Source organism: Bifidobacterium subtile, assembly GCF_000741775.1.
Lineage (GTDB): Bacteria > Actinomycetota > Actinomycetes > Actinomycetales > Bifidobacteriaceae > Bifidobacterium > Bifidobacterium subtile.
On record NZ_JGZR01000007.1, the window covers coordinates 227,185 to 245,093 of the forward strand.

Below are 17,909 nucleotides of genomic sequence, written 5' to 3' on the forward strand. Positions count from 1 at the left end.
ATGTATTTGCCGTGGCAATAATCGATATGGCAGCGCACCGAAGACAAACGCATCGAAGACAGTTACAGCAAAGAACGGGGAAATTATGGCTCAGCAACGCAGCAAAGCAGCTACGAACGGTGTCAATGCGGGCAAAGGTGCCATCTTCGATTTGGATGGCACGCTGCTCGATTCTATGGGCGTCTGGGATCAGATCGATATCGATTTTCTGCATCGGCGCGGGTTCGAGGTTCCTAGTGACTATATGTCCAAGGTCAGCGCGATGCAGTTTCAGCAGATCGCCGAATACACCATCGCGCGATTTGGCCTGCTTGACAGCCCGCAGGAGCTGATGAACGAGTGGAACGCGATGGCGCAGATCGCCTATTCCAGCGTCGTGGAAGCCAAACCGCATGCGGCGGAATACCTGCAATCGCTCAAGGACTCCGGCGCCAGGCTTGCAGTGGCGACTTCGCTGCCGCCTGAGCTTCGCGAGCCGGCGATGGAGCATGTCGGCATCGCCAAGTACTTCGATGTGCTGTGCAGCGTCGATGACGCAGGCGATGTGGGCAAGGACCGTCCCGATGTCTATTTGCTCGCGGCCCGTAGACTCGGTGTCCAGCCCGCCGATTGCACCGTATTCGAGGATCTGCTTGAGGGCATACGCTCGGCCAAGTCGGCTGATATGAAGGTCTGGGCGATGCACGACGACTCGTCCAACATGAATTGGGAGTCGATCTGCGGCATCGCGGACGGTGTGCTCTTCGATTTCGCTGATGCGCCGGCAGTGCTGTAGAAGCCGAGGACAGGCAAAGTCGAGTCGGTGTAAAGTCGGTTTTCTGTCGAGAGCAGGAGTCCGACGCCGTGCCGATGATTGCCCGGGGGCGTATCTGCGTTATGTGAGGCGCTATCGGGATGCTGTGGAGGTCTATCTACGTTGTGTGAGGCGCTATTTTCTGGATTGTCGAGTATCAGACGGCACAGAACCGCCATTTCTGGCCAGTGATACTCGGGGTGTCAAAGAATTAACGCCTCACATAACGCAGATAGACCTGGACAAGGCCAAGTTAACGCCTCACACAACGCAGATAGCCGGTTTTCGAGAGGTCTGCGAGAACTTTGGCACTCGCCGACTCCCGCAGCATAGAGCGACCAAGCAGCCAATCCACTGACCCATGCGCAAATATGAAATCTGATTTCGTCGTATCAGTTCAGCGAGATGGCTCGTGTTTCCAACGACAGCTGATCGGCGTCGAGGATGTCCAGCGCTTCGCCGATGCCCTCAGGCGAGAACAGACCCGCGTCGTTGGCATCGAGCAGGGCCGTTCTTTGCGCGACGATGATGTCCAGCGCATAATCGTAGGAGATTTCAGCGAGACGGCGGCGGTCCTGCATAGGACCGAGTGGAAGTTGGCCGGGTCCCGAATCCGCGTCATTATCGTCGTCGCCTGAATAATTCCGCATCGCTTCGAACTGCTGGCGTGCCAGCGCCATCGCCGCCCTGCGGATCTGGTCCCTATTGGCGTCCTTGCTCGTCACGTCGATGTTGAACTTGACCAGCAGATTGCAGATGGCCCCGGGCGGCCGCACCGTGCGGGCGGCATGGCGGATGAGCTGGCGAATCGCATCATGCTCGTCGCGGCTGACTCCGACGGTTCGCGCGGGTTTGGCGAGCCGGACGACTTGGTTCAGGGTGGTTCCCTGAATGAGCAGCGAAGCGGCGGCGACCAGGAAGGCGACAAAGATGAGGAACGACCTGTGCGCGGTGCCCAAGGGCAATGTCTGGGCCGCGGCCAGCGTGATGCTGCCGCGCATTCCGGCCCAGACCATGACGCTTCCTTCGCGCGGCCCCAAAGGGTGATCGGTGTGATAGTCCAAATCTGAGACCAATCGCGTCAGCCGCCGTTGAAGCCAGTTGCGCCGCCCTTGATGGGTCGCATTGGCCTGCTGCGGCTCCTGCTGTGCCAGCGCGCTTTCCAAATCGAGCGCCGCACCGACTTTTTCCGAGGCATGCTGCAGTCGAGACTTGAAGCGCGCCCTGCGCCCAGACCAGCGCGCTAAAACACTGAGCAGCGGCATGGTCACGGCGGTGCGCAAAATAAGAGTGAGCGCCAATGTGACGGCAGCGACGCCGAGAGCCAAGCGCCAGCTGAAGGAGTCTCCTTCGAGGTCGCTGACAACGGAGGTGAGTTCCAAGCCCATAAGCAGAAAGACTGACGATTCCAGAATCATCATCAGCGAGTTCCACGTCGTTTTGCTTGACATGCGCTGCGTCGGCGTGAGCGATCTAGGGCCGCGATGACTGACGACCAGCCCGGCGACAACCGCTGCCACCAAGCCCGAGCTGTGCAGAAACTCGGCCGGCAGGAAGGCGACAAAAGGCGTGGCCAGCGAAAGCACGGTGTCAGGCGTGGCGCTGTTGATTTTCGAACGCAGCCAGATCATCACGTGGCCCACAAGCCAGCCAATCACGACGGCCCCCACCACAGCGATAACGAAGTCGAGCACTACCTGCCCCGCGCTGATTCTGCTGGTCATCGCGCCGACTGCGGAACTGAGAATCACCAGCGCCGTGGCGTCATTGACCAGCCCTTCGCCTTCCAGAATCGTCACGACTCGTTGCGAGACGCCAGCCTTCTTCACGATGGCCGTAGCCACGGCATCGGTAGGGCTGACGATGGCTCCTAGGGCGATGCAGGCGGCGATGCCGACGCCGGGGGCCATCAGATTGACAGCGAATCCGATAACGGCAGAGGAGAGCGCCACAAGAACGACGGCAAGCACGCCGATAGGCAGGAGATTGCGGCGGAATTCGGAGACCGACATATTCACGGCGGAGGAGTACAGCAGCGGTGGCAGAATCACGGTAAGCACAAACTCGGGCATGGCCTCGATTGCAGGCATATTCGGAATCAGCGCGACGCCGGCACCGAGCACCAGCAGCAGTATCGGCGCGGCGATCCTGATCTTGTCGGAGAGCAGATCGGCCGCTGCGGTGACAGCAAGCACAGCGATGATGGCGAGCAGTAGTGTGGTCATGACGTTGCCTCGTGCGCGAGATTCGCGTCTGTCTGGGGTTCCATGCCTGTCTCCTTGTACGAAGTTACTTGCGCATTGTATCGAAAGTGCGGCATAGCTGGTGGCGTTGCTGTAATGGCTTATTTCGATGTACGTGCGGCGGACGATGTAATACCTTCCACGGCAGGAAAATTGCCTCCCAAAACTGTTATGTTACCGACTTGCACAGTTGACATGACTGTTATACTGTTATGCAAATCAGCATAACAGTGCTACCGAATTGTTGAATTCAGCAGAGTACAAGAAAGGACATGATGAAACTGATCATCTCATCCGTGTCCGGCAAACCGATTTACGAGCAAATCAAGCAGCAGATACGCGCCGCAGTCCTTTCGGGCGAACTGGCGCCGGGGGAGGCCCTGCCTTCCCTGCGCAAGCTCGCCAAGGAGCTGCGCATCTCCGTGCTCACCGTCACCCGGGCATACAACGAGCTGGCGGACGAGGGCGTGGTGCGCAATATCCAAGGCAAAGGCACCTTCGTCATGAAGCGCGGCAACGAGGTGATGCGCGAGCAATTATCGCGGCGCATCGCCGACAGCCTGCTGCAGGTCAGCATGGCCGCCAAGGCCGCGGACGTGCCGCTGCTTGATCTGCTCGACATGCTTGAAACGGCCTACCACAATGCTCCAACGCCACTCGATGGCGGGGCGACATCAGTCGGCGCCGAGGCAAGCGAAGAAGAAGGGAACGCACATGACGGTCGATAAGCTGCAAGGCGTAATGCAAGATTCGGCGCCACTCGCGCTGAGCATTGATGGCGTCACAAAGCGCTACGATTCGGGTTTCACTTTGGAGGACGTGACTTTCGACCTGCCTGCCGGCTACATCATGGGGCTGATTGGGCCGAACGGCGCGGGCAAATCCACGCTTATCAAGCTCATCCTCAACATGATCCGGCGCGACGCAGGGTCGATATCCGTGCTCGGCATGGACAATATCCGCAGCGAAGAGGCGACCAAAGAACAGCTTGGCATCGTCTTCGATACGCATTACTTCATCGAGGCGTGGACCGTGCGTAAGGCCGGGCAGGCTATGGCACCGATGTACCCCACGTGGAACCAGCAGGCTTTCGACAGCTATCTGCGTCGGTTCGGCCTTGACGAACGCAAAAAGGTCAAAGAGCTCTCACGCGGCATGCAGATGAAGCTCATGCTCGCCGTGGCGCTAAGCCACGACGCGAAGCTGCTGATCCTCGACGAGCCGACGAGCGGCTTGGATGTGCTCGGCCGGGACGAGCTGATGGACATCCTGCACGAGTACATCGAAGACGGGGCGCACAGCGTGCTTTTCAGCACGCATATCACCGACGATCTTGAGCACGCCGCCGACTTCATCACCTACATCACCGGCGGGCGGCTGTACTACAGCGGCCCCAAGGACGAGTTCGAGGATTCCTTCCGACTGGTCAAAGGAGGTCCGGAGCAGTTCGAGTTGCTGCAAGGCCGGGCACTGGGGACTCACCATTATGCGACGGGCTTCGATGCACTGGTGTCGGTGTCTGCTGCAGAGAATCTGCGAGACGGCAACGCGCATCTGGCAATTGAGCCAGTGTCGATTGACGACATCATCAGACTTACCAACATAAAGGAGAATTCGCGATGAACGGTATCACTAAAACCATGCGTTTAGACGCTCTGCGGCTAATATCAGATGGTCTTCTGACCATAATTGCCTTGGCTGTGCTTCCTCCCTTCTTCGGTCTGCTGTTTAGGCAAATGCTCGGACAGGGGGCTTTGGATTTGCTGATGGGCGTGATTATGGCTGAGATAGCAATGGTTACCGCATCTCTTACGATGACCATGTTCGTGCGGGAGGACCAGAATGACCATCGGCGAATTAACGCAATATTGCCAGTTTCTCGTGACACTCAAGTTGCGGGACGCTATCTGCTGATGTTCATTGTGGACATAATCGCGGTAACTGAATTTGCGCTCTGCGTGCTCTTACTCGCTATACTTGGCACAGGAGCGATAACACAGGCTGCACTGATGGCTGGGGTAGGCCTCTTTGGTGCATGCATGGTTACGCAGGCCATCCTGATGCCGTTGATGTATCAATTCTCCTCCGCGAAAATCGCGCAGATTATCGTCCTGATATTCATGCTACTGATATGCGTCGCGCTTGTCGGAGGCTTCATGCTCGAAAATCAGATAGCCGCCATCATAGCGTGGCTGACGACGCACATCTTCGTCTCAACGCTGCTAACTGTGCTCATCGCTGTGGCGTTTGTCGCCGCTGTGGTCGCTGCCTCGTTGTCGATTTCGACCCGCATCAATCGCAGCAAGGAGCTGTAAGACTGCGATACGGGTGCGTTCGGCAGCGGATTCACACTAACGAAGGTGTCCGTGAACAAAGAATCGTGAAATGGCACGGACGCACTCGGGTGACGACGATTCGTCAATGGACTGTGGATGGTTCGTTGGTGTGAGATACGTATGACTCGTTGCCTGCAGCGACACTGTGACCGGATTCAGGCCCAAAACGGCGCATCTCTGCTATCTGTAGTGCATTATCGCGTTCGCGCGGGTCTATCTCCGCTATCTGTATTGTCCGTAGAAGCAGCAACGATGTTGGAGCGGCCCAAAGCAGTCATGTGAAGCCACTCAGCCATCGACTCAGCCGAATAATGCACTACAGATAGCGGAGATATACCCGCGTAGCCTCCGATAAGCACTACAGATAAGGCCGATACACTGCCCAACTGCCCGGGATGCCCTCACAATGCCGCTCATAGTGTCATGAAAGGGCTGAACATGCTGCCGCAGCCGCCATCATCGCAGCCAGCGCACTAATCGTTGTGCCATGCCGGCCATGTCACAGTTTGGCTGCAGCATCCTTGACGGCGTCGCGCATGGCGTCGATGTCGATGGCACCGTCGAAGCGGGGCTGGGCGTGCTCTAGGTCGCGCAGGGACTTTGGCGCGGTGGTGCCGGTGGCGGCGGCAAGCGTGTCCATGCAGTCGAAGTCGCTGCCGGAGGCGTCAAGCCCAAGCGATTCGTCGACGACGCGGGGGAACTTGTACGGGCTGGCGGTGCTCAGCAGCACGCGGGGAGTGGCCGGATCGCGCGGCATGCGCTGCATGACGAAGTAACCGCAGGCGGTATGCGGGTCGATAACATAGCGGTTGCGCTCCCAGCAGTCGTGGATTGCCTCGCGTACCTGGCTTTCATCGGCCCAGCCGGTGCCGAACAGCGTACGGATCTTGGCCAGCAGCGGCTCGGGCACTTCGAACGCGCCCCAGTCCTTGAGGTCGCTCATGAGCATCTGGATCAGTCGCGGATCCTTGTCGGCCATGTAGTAGAGCATGCGTTCGAGATTCGAGGAGACGAGGATGTCCATCGAGGGCGAAATCGTCTGATAGAACGGCCGCTGGCGGTTGTATGTTCCAGACGTGAGGAAGTCGAAGAGGACGTTGTTCTTGTCGCTGGCGACGATGAGATGCTTGACCGGCAGGCCCAGCAGCTTGGCATAATATCCGGCGAGCACGTCGCCGAAGTTGCCGGTCGGCACGCAGAACTCCACGCCGTCGCCCAGCGCTATCGCGCCGCGTTCGACCAGCTGCACGTAGGCCGAGAAGTAGTACACGACCTGCGGCACGAGCCTGCCGACGTTGATGGAATTCGCGGAGGAGAGCACCACATGATGCTCCTGCGCGAGTTCTTGAGCCAGCTCAGTGTCGGAGAACAGCTCCTTGACGGCGCTCTGCGCATCGTCGAAGTTGCCGCGCACCGCGCAGACGTTCACATTGGAGCCGGCCTGCGTGGTCATCTGCAGCTGCTGGATTTCGCTGACTTTGCCTTCGGGGTAGAAGACGGTGATGCCGGTTCCCGGCGCGTCGGCGAATCCGGCGAGCGCCGCCTTGCCCGTGTCGCCCGAAGTGGCGGTCAGAATCATGATCTTCTCTTGGGCGTCGCCGCCGGCAGGAGTGGTCCGAGCCATGAAGCGCGGCAAGATCTGCAAGGCCACGTCCTTGAAGGCGCAGGTGGGGCCGTTGAACAGTTCCAGCACGTAATCGTCGCCCAAGGGCTTGAGCGGCGTGATCGCCGCATCGGACCACTGCGAGCCGTACGCCTCGGCGATGCACTGCGCGAGTTCGGCCTCGTCGAAGTCGTCAAGCAATGCGCCGAGCACTGAGGCGGCGATCTCCTGATAGGACTTGCCGACCAGCGCTGCCACATCAACCGTCCGCTCGCCCAGCGCATCGGTGACGAACAGGCCGCCGTCCTCGGCCAAGCCGCGCCGGATGGCCTGCTTCGCGCTCAGCGCCTCTCCGTTGATGGCATCATTGACCCCGCGTGTGCTGTGGAAGGTGTTCACGTCTCGTCCTTGGTAACTGGGAAATCGGATTAACGTCTTCCCAGTTTAGCGGCATCACTGGTCCGGCCTTGGTTCGGCCTTGGTATGACCCGGCTCGACTGATTGATGCGCGGTTCATCGAGACGTTGCCGCTGGAATGCTGCCGCCGAGAAGTTACTGACAGAAGCTTCGCATGATGTACGCGCTTTGTGATTTCAGTGTGATTTCAGCGCCACAGGGAAACGGCTCGAAACGCAGGCCATCCTGAGGTACGCTGTGGGGTATGACTACAGGCGAGAGCACACAATCAGGCGAGCGTATGGCGACGCAAGCCGCAACAGCACAGACTGCGGCACGGTCCACAGGCGCGAAGCAGGAGCCGGACGAGCTGGATGCGCATGTCTTCGAGCAGGTCTGTGCGCTTGCCGACGCTGCAGCCGACGCCCAGCAGGAGCTTGGCCGGGCGAATGGCGAGGCGAGAAATGAACTGCTTGCAGTGCTTGCCGACGCATTGGATGCGCATGCGGATGAGATCGCCGCCGCCAATGCGCTGGACATGCAGGCCGCATTCGATTCGGGCATGGATGCCGGCAAGCTCGACCGGCTGCGCTTCGACGCCGAGCGCGTCGGGGCTGCGGCGCTGGGTGTGCGCCATGTGGCGACGCTGCCGGATCCCTTGGGCCAGACGGTGCGCGGCTACACGCTGCCCAACGGATTGCGGCTCAACCAGATTCGCGTGCCGATGGGCGTGATGGGCATGATCTACGAAGCCCGCCCGAACGTCACGGTCGATGTGGCTTCGCTGTGCCTCAAATCGGGCAATGCGGTGCTGCTGCGGGGAGGGCATGCCGCGCAGCGCACCAACGCCGCCACATTGCAGGTCGTCAGCGAAGTATTGCAATCGCATGGCTTCAAGCCGGCGCTGGTCGCTTCGGTCGATGAGTTCGGCAGAATGGGCGCTACCGCGATGATGCAGGCGCGCGGGCATATCGATGTGCTGGTGCCGCGCGGGGGAGCGGGACTCATCCGCGCGGTGGTCGAGCAGTCCAAAGTTCCGGTCATCGAAACCGGCGCAGGCAACGTGCATATCTACGTCGATCGCGCGGCTGACCTAAGCAAAGCCGTGCCCATTATCATCAACGCGAAAACCCAGCGCGTCGGCGTGTGCAACGCGGCGGAGAAGCTGCTCGTGCACCGCGATGTCGCGCAGACCTTCCTGCCGGTTGCCGCCCAGGCGCTCGCCCAGGCCGGAGTGACGCTGCGGGTCGATGAACGCTCGTACGAGATTGTCTCGAAGGGCGACATTCAGGGGCTGCAACTGGAACGCGCAACCGCCGAGGACTGGGACACGGAGTATCTGGCGCTCATCATGGGCGTCAAGGTCGTGGATTCGCTGGACGAGGCGATCGCGCATATCAATGCGCATTCGACCGGGCATACCGAATCCATACTCACCGAGGACTACGGCGCGGTGGGGGAGTTCACCGAGCGCATCGATTCGGCGGTGGTCATGGTAAACGCCTCCACGAGATTCACCGACGGCGGCGTGTTCGGCTTCGGCGCCGAACTGGGCATCTCCACGCAGAAGATGCATGCGCGCGGGCCCATGGGCTTGCAGGAGATGACGACCACCAAGTGGATCGGCTACGGCAACGGGCAGGTACGTCGATGAGCGAGGGAATCGGGGAAGCGGCAGAAGCGCAGGCTGGTATGACGGATTTGAGCGTCTCCGAGCAGCTGGCCGTCAAACGCGGCGTTGACCTGAACGACCAGCGACTATGGCTCAAAATCGCTTCGGAACGCCTCAGCATCGTACGCTACGTGTTCCTCGTGCAGGTGGAGGACGGCATCGCCTCCGCCTCGCAGCGCGCCGCGCTCGAATACGCTGATGCGGTGCTCATCGGCTGGCCCGACAACGATTCGCCCGAAGTGCGCGACTTGGAGGATCACGAGTTCGACACGGTCAGAAACCTCATGGCGATCATGGAGCGGCATATCGCCGCCTTCACCGCGCAGGAGTGCGAGGGCGAGGTCGACGCCATGAGCGACATGCTGGTGCAGATCACCGATTGCGTCGCCCAAGTGCGCCGCCTGTTCCAGCCGGACTTCCCGTTGCCGACCTTTGACGAGATCAGCAAGGTCGTGCAGGAGGAATGGGATGAGGATATGGGCAAGATCGACTCTCCGGATGCGGCAGCCAGCGCCGAGGGCATCGAGCGACAGACCGAGCATGCCGACGAGCAGCGCGAAACCAGCCAGACCAGCGACGCGGAGGGACGTGCGGCATGACTCACGTCGCAGGCGGCGCGGCATCCAGGCGGTATACGGTGCAATCTCCAGGAACTGCTTCGGGAAGCAGCCCAGCCGGTTCTCCGGTCGGCGAGGAACGCCGCATGTCCGAGCTTTCGCTGCCGCAGTACAACGCCCGCCGCGCCCGGCGTTCGACGCGTGGCAACCGGCATGAACGCCCGCGCATCGGCATCATGGGCGGCACTTTCGACCCGATTCACAACGGCCACTTGGTCGCCGCCTCCGAGGTGGCATGGGTCTACGACTTGGACGAGGTCATTTTCGTGCCCACCGGCCGCCCTGTGTTCAAACTGGACAAGCAGGTCACGAACGCCGAGGACCGCTATCTGATGACGGTGATCGCCACGGCATCCAACCCCCAATTCACCGTATCCCGAGTCGATATCGACCGCCCCGGCATCACCTACACGATCGACACGCTGCGCGACCTGCACGCCGAGTACCCCGATGCGGAGCTGTTCTTCATCACCGGAGCCGACGCCGTCGCGGAGATCCTGCATTGGAAGGACGCCGACGGCATGTGGGATCTGGCGCATTTCGTGGCCGTCACCCGGCCGGGGTATTCCCAGCCGCAAACGGCTTCCATTCCGATTTCGAAGAAGGTCGATGCCTTGGAGATTCCTGCGCTGGCCATCTCCTCGACCGACGTGCGCGGCCGCGCTTCGCGCGGGGAGCCGGTGTGGTATCTCGTGCCCGACGGCGTGGTGCAGTACATCGGCAAACACGGCCTGTATCAAGGCTGAACGGCTTCTCGCAGACCTTGGCTTTGCGCCTGCCAGCCGTGTCGGGCAGGTCTGCGGACGAGATTAGTATGGGTCAAGTCCACTTCAGCGAACAACGTTTGGAGATACGGTGAGCGCTATCCTCGCAGGCAAGCCCGATAAGAACCTCATACTCGTTACCGGCAGGGCGCATCCCAAGCTGGCTGCCGATGTCGCCAGCCAGCTTGGCATCGACGTCCTGGAAACCACGGCATACGACTTCGCCAACGGCGAGATGTACGTGCGCTACACCGAATCGGTGCGTGGCGCGGACGTTTTCGTGCTGCAGAGCCACGCCGGTCAGATCAACAAGTCGATTATGGAGCAGCTCATCATGATCGACGCGCTCAAGCGCGCCTCCGCCCGCTCCATCACTGCAGTATGCCCGCTGCTGGGCTATTCGCGCCAGGACAAGAAGCATCTTGGCCGCGAGCCCATCTCGTGTCGTCTGGTCTTCGACCTGCTTAGAACCGCCGGCGCCGACCGCATCATGAGCGTGGATTTGCATGCCGCGCAGTCGCAGGGCTTCTTCGACGGCCCGGTGGATCATCTCATCGCCATGCCCGTGCTGGTCGACTACATCCGCGACCGCTTCGCCGGCAAGCTCGGCAACGTCGCCGTGGTCTCGCCGGATGCCGGTCGCATCCGCGTCGCCGAGCAATGGGCCCAGCGGCTGGGCGGCGGCCCGCTTGCTTTCGTGCACAAGACGCGCGATGTCACCCGGCCCAATCAGGCCGTCGCGCACCGCATCGTCGGCGATGTGGAGGGCAAGGACTGCGTGCTCGTCGACGATCTGATCGACACCGCCGGCACGATAGCCGGCGCATGCGGCGTACTTAAGGAGTCCGGTGCGCATTCGGTCACGGTCGTGGCCACGCACGGCGTGTTCTCGGGGCCGGCCATCGAACGGCTCAAGGAGTCCGGCGCGCGCGAAGTCGTGGTTACCGACACGGTGCCGATCGATGATTCCAAGCGCTGGGACGGGCTGACCGTCCTGTCCATCGCGCCGCTGCTGGCCAGCGCCATCCGCGCCGTGTTCGAGGACGGCTCGGTGGCCGAGCTCTTCGACACCTATCCCGAGCATCACGGGCAGGGCTTCCTGTTCGCGTGAGCCCCTCTGCAATCGCAACCGGCTGCCGGTGCGCCGCCAGCCACGATCAAAGCACTGCGACCTGCCGCGGCGTTGCGTGCAAAGCCCGCGCGACGGCATGCGGCACGCCATAAGTCGCGGGGTATGGCATAATAATCACTTGGCAAGGTAAAGCTTGCCGATCCCCCATGGTGTAATGGCAGCACACGGGTCTTTGGAACCCTTAGTCTTGGTTCGAATCCAGGTGGGGGAACGTTACGGTTCTCGAACTTGCATACCGCGCTGCTGCGCGTCAGTTCGAGACCGGTGCTCTCACGGGGTGCAAACCGAAGAATTGGAGATATAGCCATATGGTGTTGTCCGCCGCAATCATTCTCGCCGCCGGAGAAGGCACGCGCATGCATTCAGCCAAGCCCAAGGTGCTGCACGAATTCGCCGGACGCACATTCCTTGAACGCGTCATGTCCGCCGTCGCCGCCCAAAGCCCTGACGCGCTCGCCGTCGTCGTGCATTATCAGGCGCAGCGCGTGTCGCAGGCGGCGCAGGACTATAACGCAAGCGTCGAGATCGTCATGCAGGACGACGTGCCCGGTACCGGACGCGCCGTGCAGTGCGCGATGGGCCAGCTCAACGCCAACGGGCCGCTGTCGGGCCCGGTGCTGATCGCCGCATCGGACATGCCGCTGCTGGATGCCGAAACCCTGCGCAGCCTGCTCGAGTTCCATGCGAGCAGCGGCAACGATGCCACGGTGCTCACCACGACGCTTGCGGATCCGGCCGGCTACGGCCGCATCATCCGCGGCAACGATGGCGGCGTGCTGCGCGTGGTCGAGCAGAAGGACGCCAACCGCAGCGAGCTGGCGGTGCATGAGGTGAACACCTCGGTCTACGTCTTCGACGCCGCCGTGCTCACGCAGGCCGTCGCCGGCCTTGACGACAGCAACGCGCAGGGCGAGTTCTACCTGACCGATGCCTTGGAGGTCGCGCGCGAGCATGGCCGGGTCGGCGCCTACGAGGCTCCGGATCCGCTGAGCGTCGAGGGCGTCAACGACCGCGTGCAGCTGGCCTCGCTCGCCCGGCAGCACAACTCCCGTATTTGCGAGGATTGGATGCGCCGGGGCGTGACGATACTCGACCCGCAGACAACTTGGATCGAAGACGAGGTGACATTGGACACCGATGTGACCGTGCTGCCCGGCTGCTTCCTGCAAGGCCATACCGTCGTGCATGAAAACGCCGTCATCGGCCCGTACACGACGCTTATCGACGCGACCATCGACGAGGCCGCGCGAGTGGAGCGCTCGCGCGTGCAGGAGTCGCACGTCGGCGCATCCGCGAACATCGGCCCGTGGACCTATTTGCGCCCGGGCAACGACCTCGGCGAGGATTCGAAGGCCGGCGCGTACGTCGAAATGAAGAAAGCGCATATCGGCGCAGGCACCAAAGTGCCGCACCTGAGCTACGTGGGCGACGCCGATCTGGGCGAGCATACGAATATCGGCGGCGGCACCATCACGGCCAACTACGACGGTGTGCACAAGCACCACACCCGCATCGGTTCGAACGTCCATGTGGGCGCGGGCAATCTCTTCGTCGCGCCGGTCGAAGTGGGCGACAACGTGACCACGGGCGCCGGCTCGGTCGTGCGCCACGCGACTCCGGACGACGCGATGGTCTACTCGGAGAACACGCAGCATATCGTCGAAGACTGGAAGCCAAGCTGGGAACGAGAATAACAGTGGGAACGACGCAATCCATGGGACGACGCAACTCGCGAAGATTAAGGAAATCAGTAGGAATGGCACAATTGGCACAAACGGCACAGGCAATGAGAACGGTGACATCATGAGCGCGCAATCCAATTCCATCGCCGCCGTGCGCATTGCCGCCGCGGCCGCCGACCGTCTGAAGGCTACGAATATCGTCGCCTTCGATGTGAGCAATCTGCTGGGCATCACCGAGATCATGTTCATCGCGACCGCCTCGAACGAGCGGCAGGTGCTCGCCGTGGGGCAGGAGATCGAAAAGGACCTCTATCTGCATGCGGGGCAGTTGCAGCCGCGCGAGCGTGAAGGTCTGACCGAGGCGCAGTGGGTGCTGCTCGACTATGGCGATTTCGTCGTGCATATCATGCATGAGGAGGCTCGCGCATACTATGGCCTTGAACGGCTGTGGAAGGATTGCCCGCAGATCGATCTGGAGCTGCCGGCGCAAGAGCAGGAGCCGCAGGAGTCTCGGGCAGCGCAAGGGATTCACGACTAGAGCCGTTGCGCCGTATCGCCACACGCGCCATGACCGCCACGAGGAAGGGATGAGGCAATGCCTATCACACATCATGTTCGTTCGATCACGCTGGTGCGCCACGGCCGTACTGCATACAACGCCGCCAGTCGCATTCAAGGCCAGATCGACATTCCGCTTGACGAGGTCGGCCGCTGGCAGGTGCGTCAGACGGCGCAGGCGCTCCAGCGGCTTTACGTGCAGCCTGAGCCGGACATTGCAAGCCGCACGGTGGTGAGCTCCGATTTGGGCCGCGCCTGCCAGACGGCCCACGCCTTCGCCGATTCGCTGGGGCTTAAGGTGCACACCGATCAGCGTGTGCGTGAACGTGACTTCGGCGAATGGGAAGGCATGTCCGCCCAGGAGCTGGCGCAGCAATTCCCCGAGGATTACCGTTCCTGGGCGCAGATGACGGGCGGGGAACTGAGGCACGGCGCGGAAAGCAAGCAGCATGTCGGCGCGCGCGGCGCTGCGGCGCTGCTGGATTGGTCGGCCAAGGCCGGCGAGAATGCCGATTTGTTCGTTTTCTCGCATGGTGCGTGGATCGCGCAGACCCTGCAGGTCATGCTTGGTCTGGACAAGGTCGATGCCGAATTCATCGGCGTGATTTCCATGCGCAACGCCCATTGGGCCAGGCTTGTTCCCTGCGAGCACGCCGACGGCGAGCTACGCTGGCGTCTGGTCGATTACAACCACGGGCCCGCGCTTGCCGACACTGAGCAATGGCAGCATCCTGGTCTCTCGCAGCGTTGAGGAAAGCGAAAGCGAAAGGAAATGCCTATTCTCCGCACCGGCATTCCCTTTCGCACAAGGTCTTCACAGTGTTGTTCGGGACTGTACGCTGGCAGCGCATATGCGCCTGGACAGGCTGCGTGACGACTACGCGTGGGCTAGTGTGAGTCATATCGTAAAGCCGCGAAGTCCGGCTGGGCGCCAGTTCTCAAGTGGCTGGTGTCGTTTGTCGGCGACATGGCAGACGACATGGCTGCAGAGAACGATTGACAGCTACCGTCTAACCAAAGGAGGAATCATGGGAGTACTCGATGATGCAAAGGATTTCATGAAGGACGCAGGCGACAAGGTTGCCGATTCTGCCAAGGATCTCAAGGATAAGGCCGCTGATGTGTTCGATGATGTGAAGGACAGGGTTTCGGACGCTTCGGACGAGGTGAAGGCGAATGCCAACGTAGCCAAGGCCGAAGCCGAGAAGAAGGCGACCGAAACGAAGAACGACGTTAAGCAGGCTGCACGCGAGGCGAACGAGTAAGCTGCGCGTCGCCGGGGCTGCAAAACCCTTGCATGCGAGGCGTCCTGGGAGTTTCCCAGGACGCCTCGCTCATGTTGATCGCGCACGCAGCGAAGACTCAGCGAATTCCTATGTCTCGCAGGTCAGGGACAATCATGCGTTGTGTTGAAGTTTCATGGACGTCGCGACGAGGACGATAACGAGGATTACGAAGACGCCGGAGATGCCGGGTCTGCCGGTGTCGATAACGCGGGCATGGGTTTCGTGCAGCATGCACAGGAAGGAAGCGGCAGCCGGATGGATGATGCCGAAAGCCTGCAATCTGCTCAGGAGAGCAGCAGCGATGAGAGGCCTGCCGAATTTTCCGAGGGGGAGATCCCTCAGCAGACGTCGCAGAATGATGCTGCCGGGCGGCACCGGCCAAGCGGGCGTCTGCGCTTCCGGAATCGTCATACGCCTATGCATCTGAGCCCTGCGAATGCGAATGGAGAGGGCAAAGACGGCGAGAATGACCCGCATGCGCCCGCTGGACCCGCTGGCGCAACGCGTTTCTCGGCATGGACCTACGCTGTGCTCTTCCTGCTTTTCGACATCGTCGGCGTGGGCATGATGCAGTGGGGCGTGACCGTGTCCTCCTCCGGCGCCTCCCTGCCCGGACCGCTGATCGGCCTGTGGGAGTTCATTTCGACGATATGGACGCAGCAGCGCTATGTCTTCTTCCTCAATCTCGTGCTGCTGGGTCTGATATATCTGGTGGTGCTCTTCCTGATCAACCGCTTCTGGATAGCCACGCCCGTCGTCATGACGGTGTGCATGATCTTCGCCCTTGTCGAGCGTTTCAAAGTGCAGGCGCGCTACGAGACCCTGCTGCCCTCCGACCTCGACTTCCTGAATTCCAATGCCGGCGACATCGCCTCGTTCATGCCCGCTGGCGCGCAGCGGCTGATTATCGGTGCCGTGATAGGGATATTGGCCATCATCACGCTATGCATCGCAGCCAACCATTTCGATCTGCGCCGAGGCCGGATCATTTCACGGCGCAGCAGTAAGACCGTAGGAGCCGCTGCCCGCGCCGTGGGCATTCTGGTTCCCGGACTCGTCGTGGCGATGTTCATCTCCGATGTCGGCACAGTCGGCAGCTGGGCGAATTCCCTTGCCGCGCGCATGGGCGATATCCCCTCGATGTGGGACTCGGTCTACGACGCTCAGCGCAACGGCACACTGCTTGCCTTCTCTCGCCAGCTCAATCTCAAGGTGATGGACGAGCCGGAAGGCTACAGCGAGTCCGCGATGCAGGATGTGCTCAAGCGCTATGAGGCGCAGGCGAAGACAATCAATGCCACGCGCACCGCGAACCTCAACGACAGCAGCGTGGTCTTCGTCCTGTCCGAGTCCTTCTCAGACCCGCTGCGTGTGCCCGGCCTGAGCCTCAACGCGGACCCCATGCCCTATATCCGCTCGCTCAAGGATTCGACCACGAGCGGCCTTATGCTTTCCTCGGGCTACGGCGGCGGCACGGCGAACCTTGAATTCCAGGCGCTTACCGGATTGAGCATGGCCAATTTCGATCCCTCGCTCACCAGCCCGTACCAGCAGCTGATCCCTTCGCTGCAATGGACGCCGACCATCAACCAGCTGTGGAACAGCGGCAAGGATTCCGTCGCCTTCCACCCCTACCAGTCGTCGATGTACTCGCGGTCCACCGATTACAAGAAATTCGGCTTCCCGCACTTCTACACGCTCGACGGGCCGGACGTCATCAAGCACTATCAGGCGATCGACAAAAGCCCATACACAGGCGACGATGCGGCCTACTCCAACGTCAGCGAATGGCTGCAGAACACGTCGGGCAACCGCTTCGTGCAGCTGGTCACCATGCAGAATCACATGCCATACAACAACTGGTATGACGACAACCAGTTCGTCGCGACGGCAGGGCAGGGGGCAGCCGCTTTGGGCAGCGACGAAACCATGGCGATTCAGACCTACGCCAAGGGCATGAGCCTCACGGACAGTGCCACGAGTGATTTCCTCTCGTCGCTGGACAACGAGAACCGACCGATTACGGTCATGTTCTACGGCGACCACCTGCCGGGCATCTACACGACCGCAGGAGCCGACAGCGCCAATTCCATAGCGCTGCACGAGACCGACTACTTCATCTGGTCGAACCAGGCCTCCGCTTCGTCCGGCACCAAGCTTGACGATAGCGCGTATTCCTCGCCGAATTTCTTCATGGCGCAGACCGCCGAGCATATGAATGCCAGAGTCTCGCCGTATCTCGCCTTCCTGACGCTCCTGCATGGCAAGATCAGCGCCATGGAACCGCCTGTGGTCAACCAGATCCAAGGCTGGTCGCGCATCCCTGCCGGGCAGACCATATACTTGGACGCGCAAGGCAATCCTATGGACGCGCGCAGCTTCGATGCCGCCACCAAGCAGATGCTGCAGGACTACAAGCTCATCCAGTACGACATCACCACCGGCAAGCACTATCTGCAGGACACCGATTTCATGACGCTGCCGGGGAAGACCGCCGCCGGTGCAAGCGGCGAGGCCAAGCAGAGCAGCGGGTCTGCGGACAGCGCGCAATCCGGCAAAGCCTCGGCGTCGGCGCATACGTCCGCTTCGGCCTCCGTGCCCGCAGCGGCATCTGCTCTCGCCTCGCTGGACCTTGCCAAGGGTTCCGTGACGGGAGCAGCCTATCAGCGCGAAGGCCAAGTGACTCGGTCCGGACGCTGAAGCTGAAGCCTTGGCCGAGTTTTGGTCCTTAACGGTTCCTTCCGCGGCATTGGGCCCGAATTGCATGCGATGGATGGCAAGGGCCGACGTCCCAATCGGACGATAGACGGGTGATGTGGGAGCATAT

The 17,909-nt window shown here is 61.1% G+C and carries 16 protein-coding genes and 1 tRNA gene; 14 read left to right on the top strand and 3 right to left on the bottom strand.

Going from position 1 to position 17,909, the window contains the following annotated elements; all coding sequences use genetic code 11:
* Positions 1 to 85 precede the first annotated feature (85 nt).
* A complete protein-coding gene (locus BISU_RS07870) occupies positions 86 to 775 on the top strand; it encodes an HAD family hydrolase (protein ID WP_051922010.1) in 690 nt (229 codons plus the stop codon).
* Positions 776 to 1,185: 410 nt separating this feature from the next.
* On the opposite strand, the gene BISU_RS07875 is transcribed toward BISU_RS07870, so the two are convergent.
* Positions 1,186 to 3,018, bottom strand: a complete 1,833-nt coding sequence (locus BISU_RS07875) for a cation:proton antiporter (RefSeq protein ID WP_024464009.1) — start codon at positions 3,016 to 3,018, stop codon at positions 1,186 to 1,188.
* A gap of 293 nt (positions 3,019 to 3,311) precedes the next feature.
* On the opposite strand from BISU_RS07875, the gene BISU_RS07880 reads away from it, so the two are divergent.
* Genes BISU_RS07880 through BISU_RS07890 form a run of 3 tightly spaced genes read left to right on the top strand, consistent with a single transcriptional unit; the run spans position 3,312 to position 5,351 of the window.
* Positions 3,312 to 3,764 carry a GntR family transcriptional regulator gene (locus BISU_RS07880; RefSeq protein ID WP_024464010.1) on the top strand — a complete coding sequence of 151 codons (453 nt, stop codon included), beginning with the start codon at positions 3,312 to 3,314 and terminating at the stop codon, positions 3,762 to 3,764.
* Positions 3,751 to 4,659 (top strand): ABC transporter ATP-binding protein, encoded by a 909-nt coding sequence (locus BISU_RS07885; protein WP_024464011.1) that lies wholly within the window; start codon positions 3,751 to 3,753, stop codon positions 4,657 to 4,659. The genes BISU_RS07880 and BISU_RS07885 overlap by 14 nt, the downstream gene beginning before the upstream one ends.
* Positions 4,656 to 5,351, top strand: coding sequence for an ABC-2 transporter permease (locus BISU_RS07890; RefSeq protein WP_024464012.1), 696 nt, complete (start codon positions 4,656 to 4,658; stop codon positions 5,349 to 5,351). The genes BISU_RS07885 and BISU_RS07890 overlap by 4 nt, the downstream gene beginning before the upstream one ends.
* Before the next feature lie 520 nt (positions 5,352 to 5,871).
* Here BISU_RS07890 and thrC read toward each other — a convergent pair.
* On the bottom strand, positions 5,872 to 7,374 hold the full coding sequence (thrC, locus tag BISU_RS07895) for a threonine synthase (protein ID WP_024464013.1): 1,503 nt from the start codon (positions 7,372 to 7,374) through the stop codon (positions 5,872 to 5,874).
* A 298-nt stretch (positions 7,375 to 7,672) separates the two neighbouring features.
* Here thrC and BISU_RS07900 point away from each other — a divergent pair, with 298 nt between their 5' ends.
* The 9 genes from BISU_RS07900 (at position 7,673) to BISU_RS07940 (ending at position 15,061) form a co-directional block, all read left to right on the top strand.
* Entirely contained in the window at positions 7,673 to 9,025 is a 1,353-nt protein-coding gene (locus BISU_RS07900) for a glutamate-5-semialdehyde dehydrogenase (protein WP_081672763.1), read from the top strand.
* 38 nt (positions 9,026 to 9,063) lie between these two features.
* On the top strand, positions 9,064 to 9,642 hold the full coding sequence (locus BISU_RS07905) for a hypothetical protein (RefSeq protein ID WP_024464015.1): 579 nt from the start codon (positions 9,064 to 9,066) through the stop codon (positions 9,640 to 9,642).
* Positions 9,643 to 9,746: 104 nt separating this feature from the next.
* Positions 9,747 to 10,406, top strand: a complete 660-nt coding sequence (gene nadD / locus BISU_RS07910; RefSeq protein ID WP_024464016.1) for a nicotinate-nucleotide adenylyltransferase — start codon at positions 9,747 to 9,749, stop codon at positions 10,404 to 10,406.
* 109 nt (positions 10,407 to 10,515) lie between these two features.
* On the top strand, positions 10,516 to 11,535 hold the full coding sequence (locus tag BISU_RS07915) for a ribose-phosphate diphosphokinase (protein ID WP_024464017.1): 1,020 nt from the start codon (positions 10,516 to 10,518) through the stop codon (positions 11,533 to 11,535).
* 161 nt (positions 11,536 to 11,696) lie between these two features.
* A tRNA-Gln gene (locus tag BISU_RS07920) sits at positions 11,697 to 11,767 on the top strand.
* 97 nt (positions 11,768 to 11,864) lie between these two features.
* The gene (gene glmU, locus BISU_RS07925) at positions 11,865 to 13,250 is read left to right on the top strand and encodes a bifunctional UDP-N-acetylglucosamine diphosphorylase/glucosamine-1-phosphate N-acetyltransferase GlmU (protein WP_024464018.1); all 1,386 of its coding nucleotides are present in this window, start codon (positions 11,865 to 11,867) and stop codon (positions 13,248 to 13,250) included.
* 109 nt (positions 13,251 to 13,359) lie between these two features.
* Positions 13,360 to 13,776: a ribosome silencing factor gene (rsfS, locus tag BISU_RS07930; protein WP_024464019.1), complete on the top strand. Its 417-nt coding sequence runs from the start codon at positions 13,360 to 13,362 to the stop codon at positions 13,774 to 13,776.
* Positions 13,777 to 13,833: 57 nt separating this feature from the next.
* Positions 13,834 to 14,547 carry a histidine phosphatase family protein gene (locus tag BISU_RS07935; RefSeq protein WP_033502475.1) on the top strand — a complete coding sequence of 238 codons (714 nt, stop codon included), beginning with the start codon at positions 13,834 to 13,836 and terminating at the stop codon, positions 14,545 to 14,547.
* A gap of 277 nt (positions 14,548 to 14,824) precedes the next feature.
* Positions 14,825 to 15,061 (top strand): DUF883 family protein, encoded by a 237-nt coding sequence (locus BISU_RS07940; RefSeq protein WP_024464021.1) that lies wholly within the window; start codon positions 14,825 to 14,827, stop codon positions 15,059 to 15,061.
* Between the two features lie 132 nt (positions 15,062 to 15,193).
* Here BISU_RS07940 and BISU_RS07945 read toward each other — a convergent pair whose 3' ends face one another.
* Positions 15,194 to 15,493 carry a hypothetical protein gene (locus BISU_RS07945; RefSeq protein ID WP_024464022.1) on the bottom strand — a complete coding sequence of 100 codons (300 nt, stop codon included), beginning with the start codon at positions 15,491 to 15,493 and terminating at the stop codon, positions 15,194 to 15,196.
* A 6-nt stretch (positions 15,494 to 15,499) separates the two neighbouring features.
* Between BISU_RS07945 and BISU_RS07950 the strand changes: the two genes are divergently transcribed.
* Positions 15,500 to 17,782 (top strand): sulfatase-like hydrolase/transferase, encoded by a 2,283-nt coding sequence (locus BISU_RS07950; RefSeq protein WP_024464023.1) that lies wholly within the window; start codon positions 15,500 to 15,502, stop codon positions 17,780 to 17,782.
* Positions 17,783 to 17,909 lie beyond the last annotated feature (127 nt).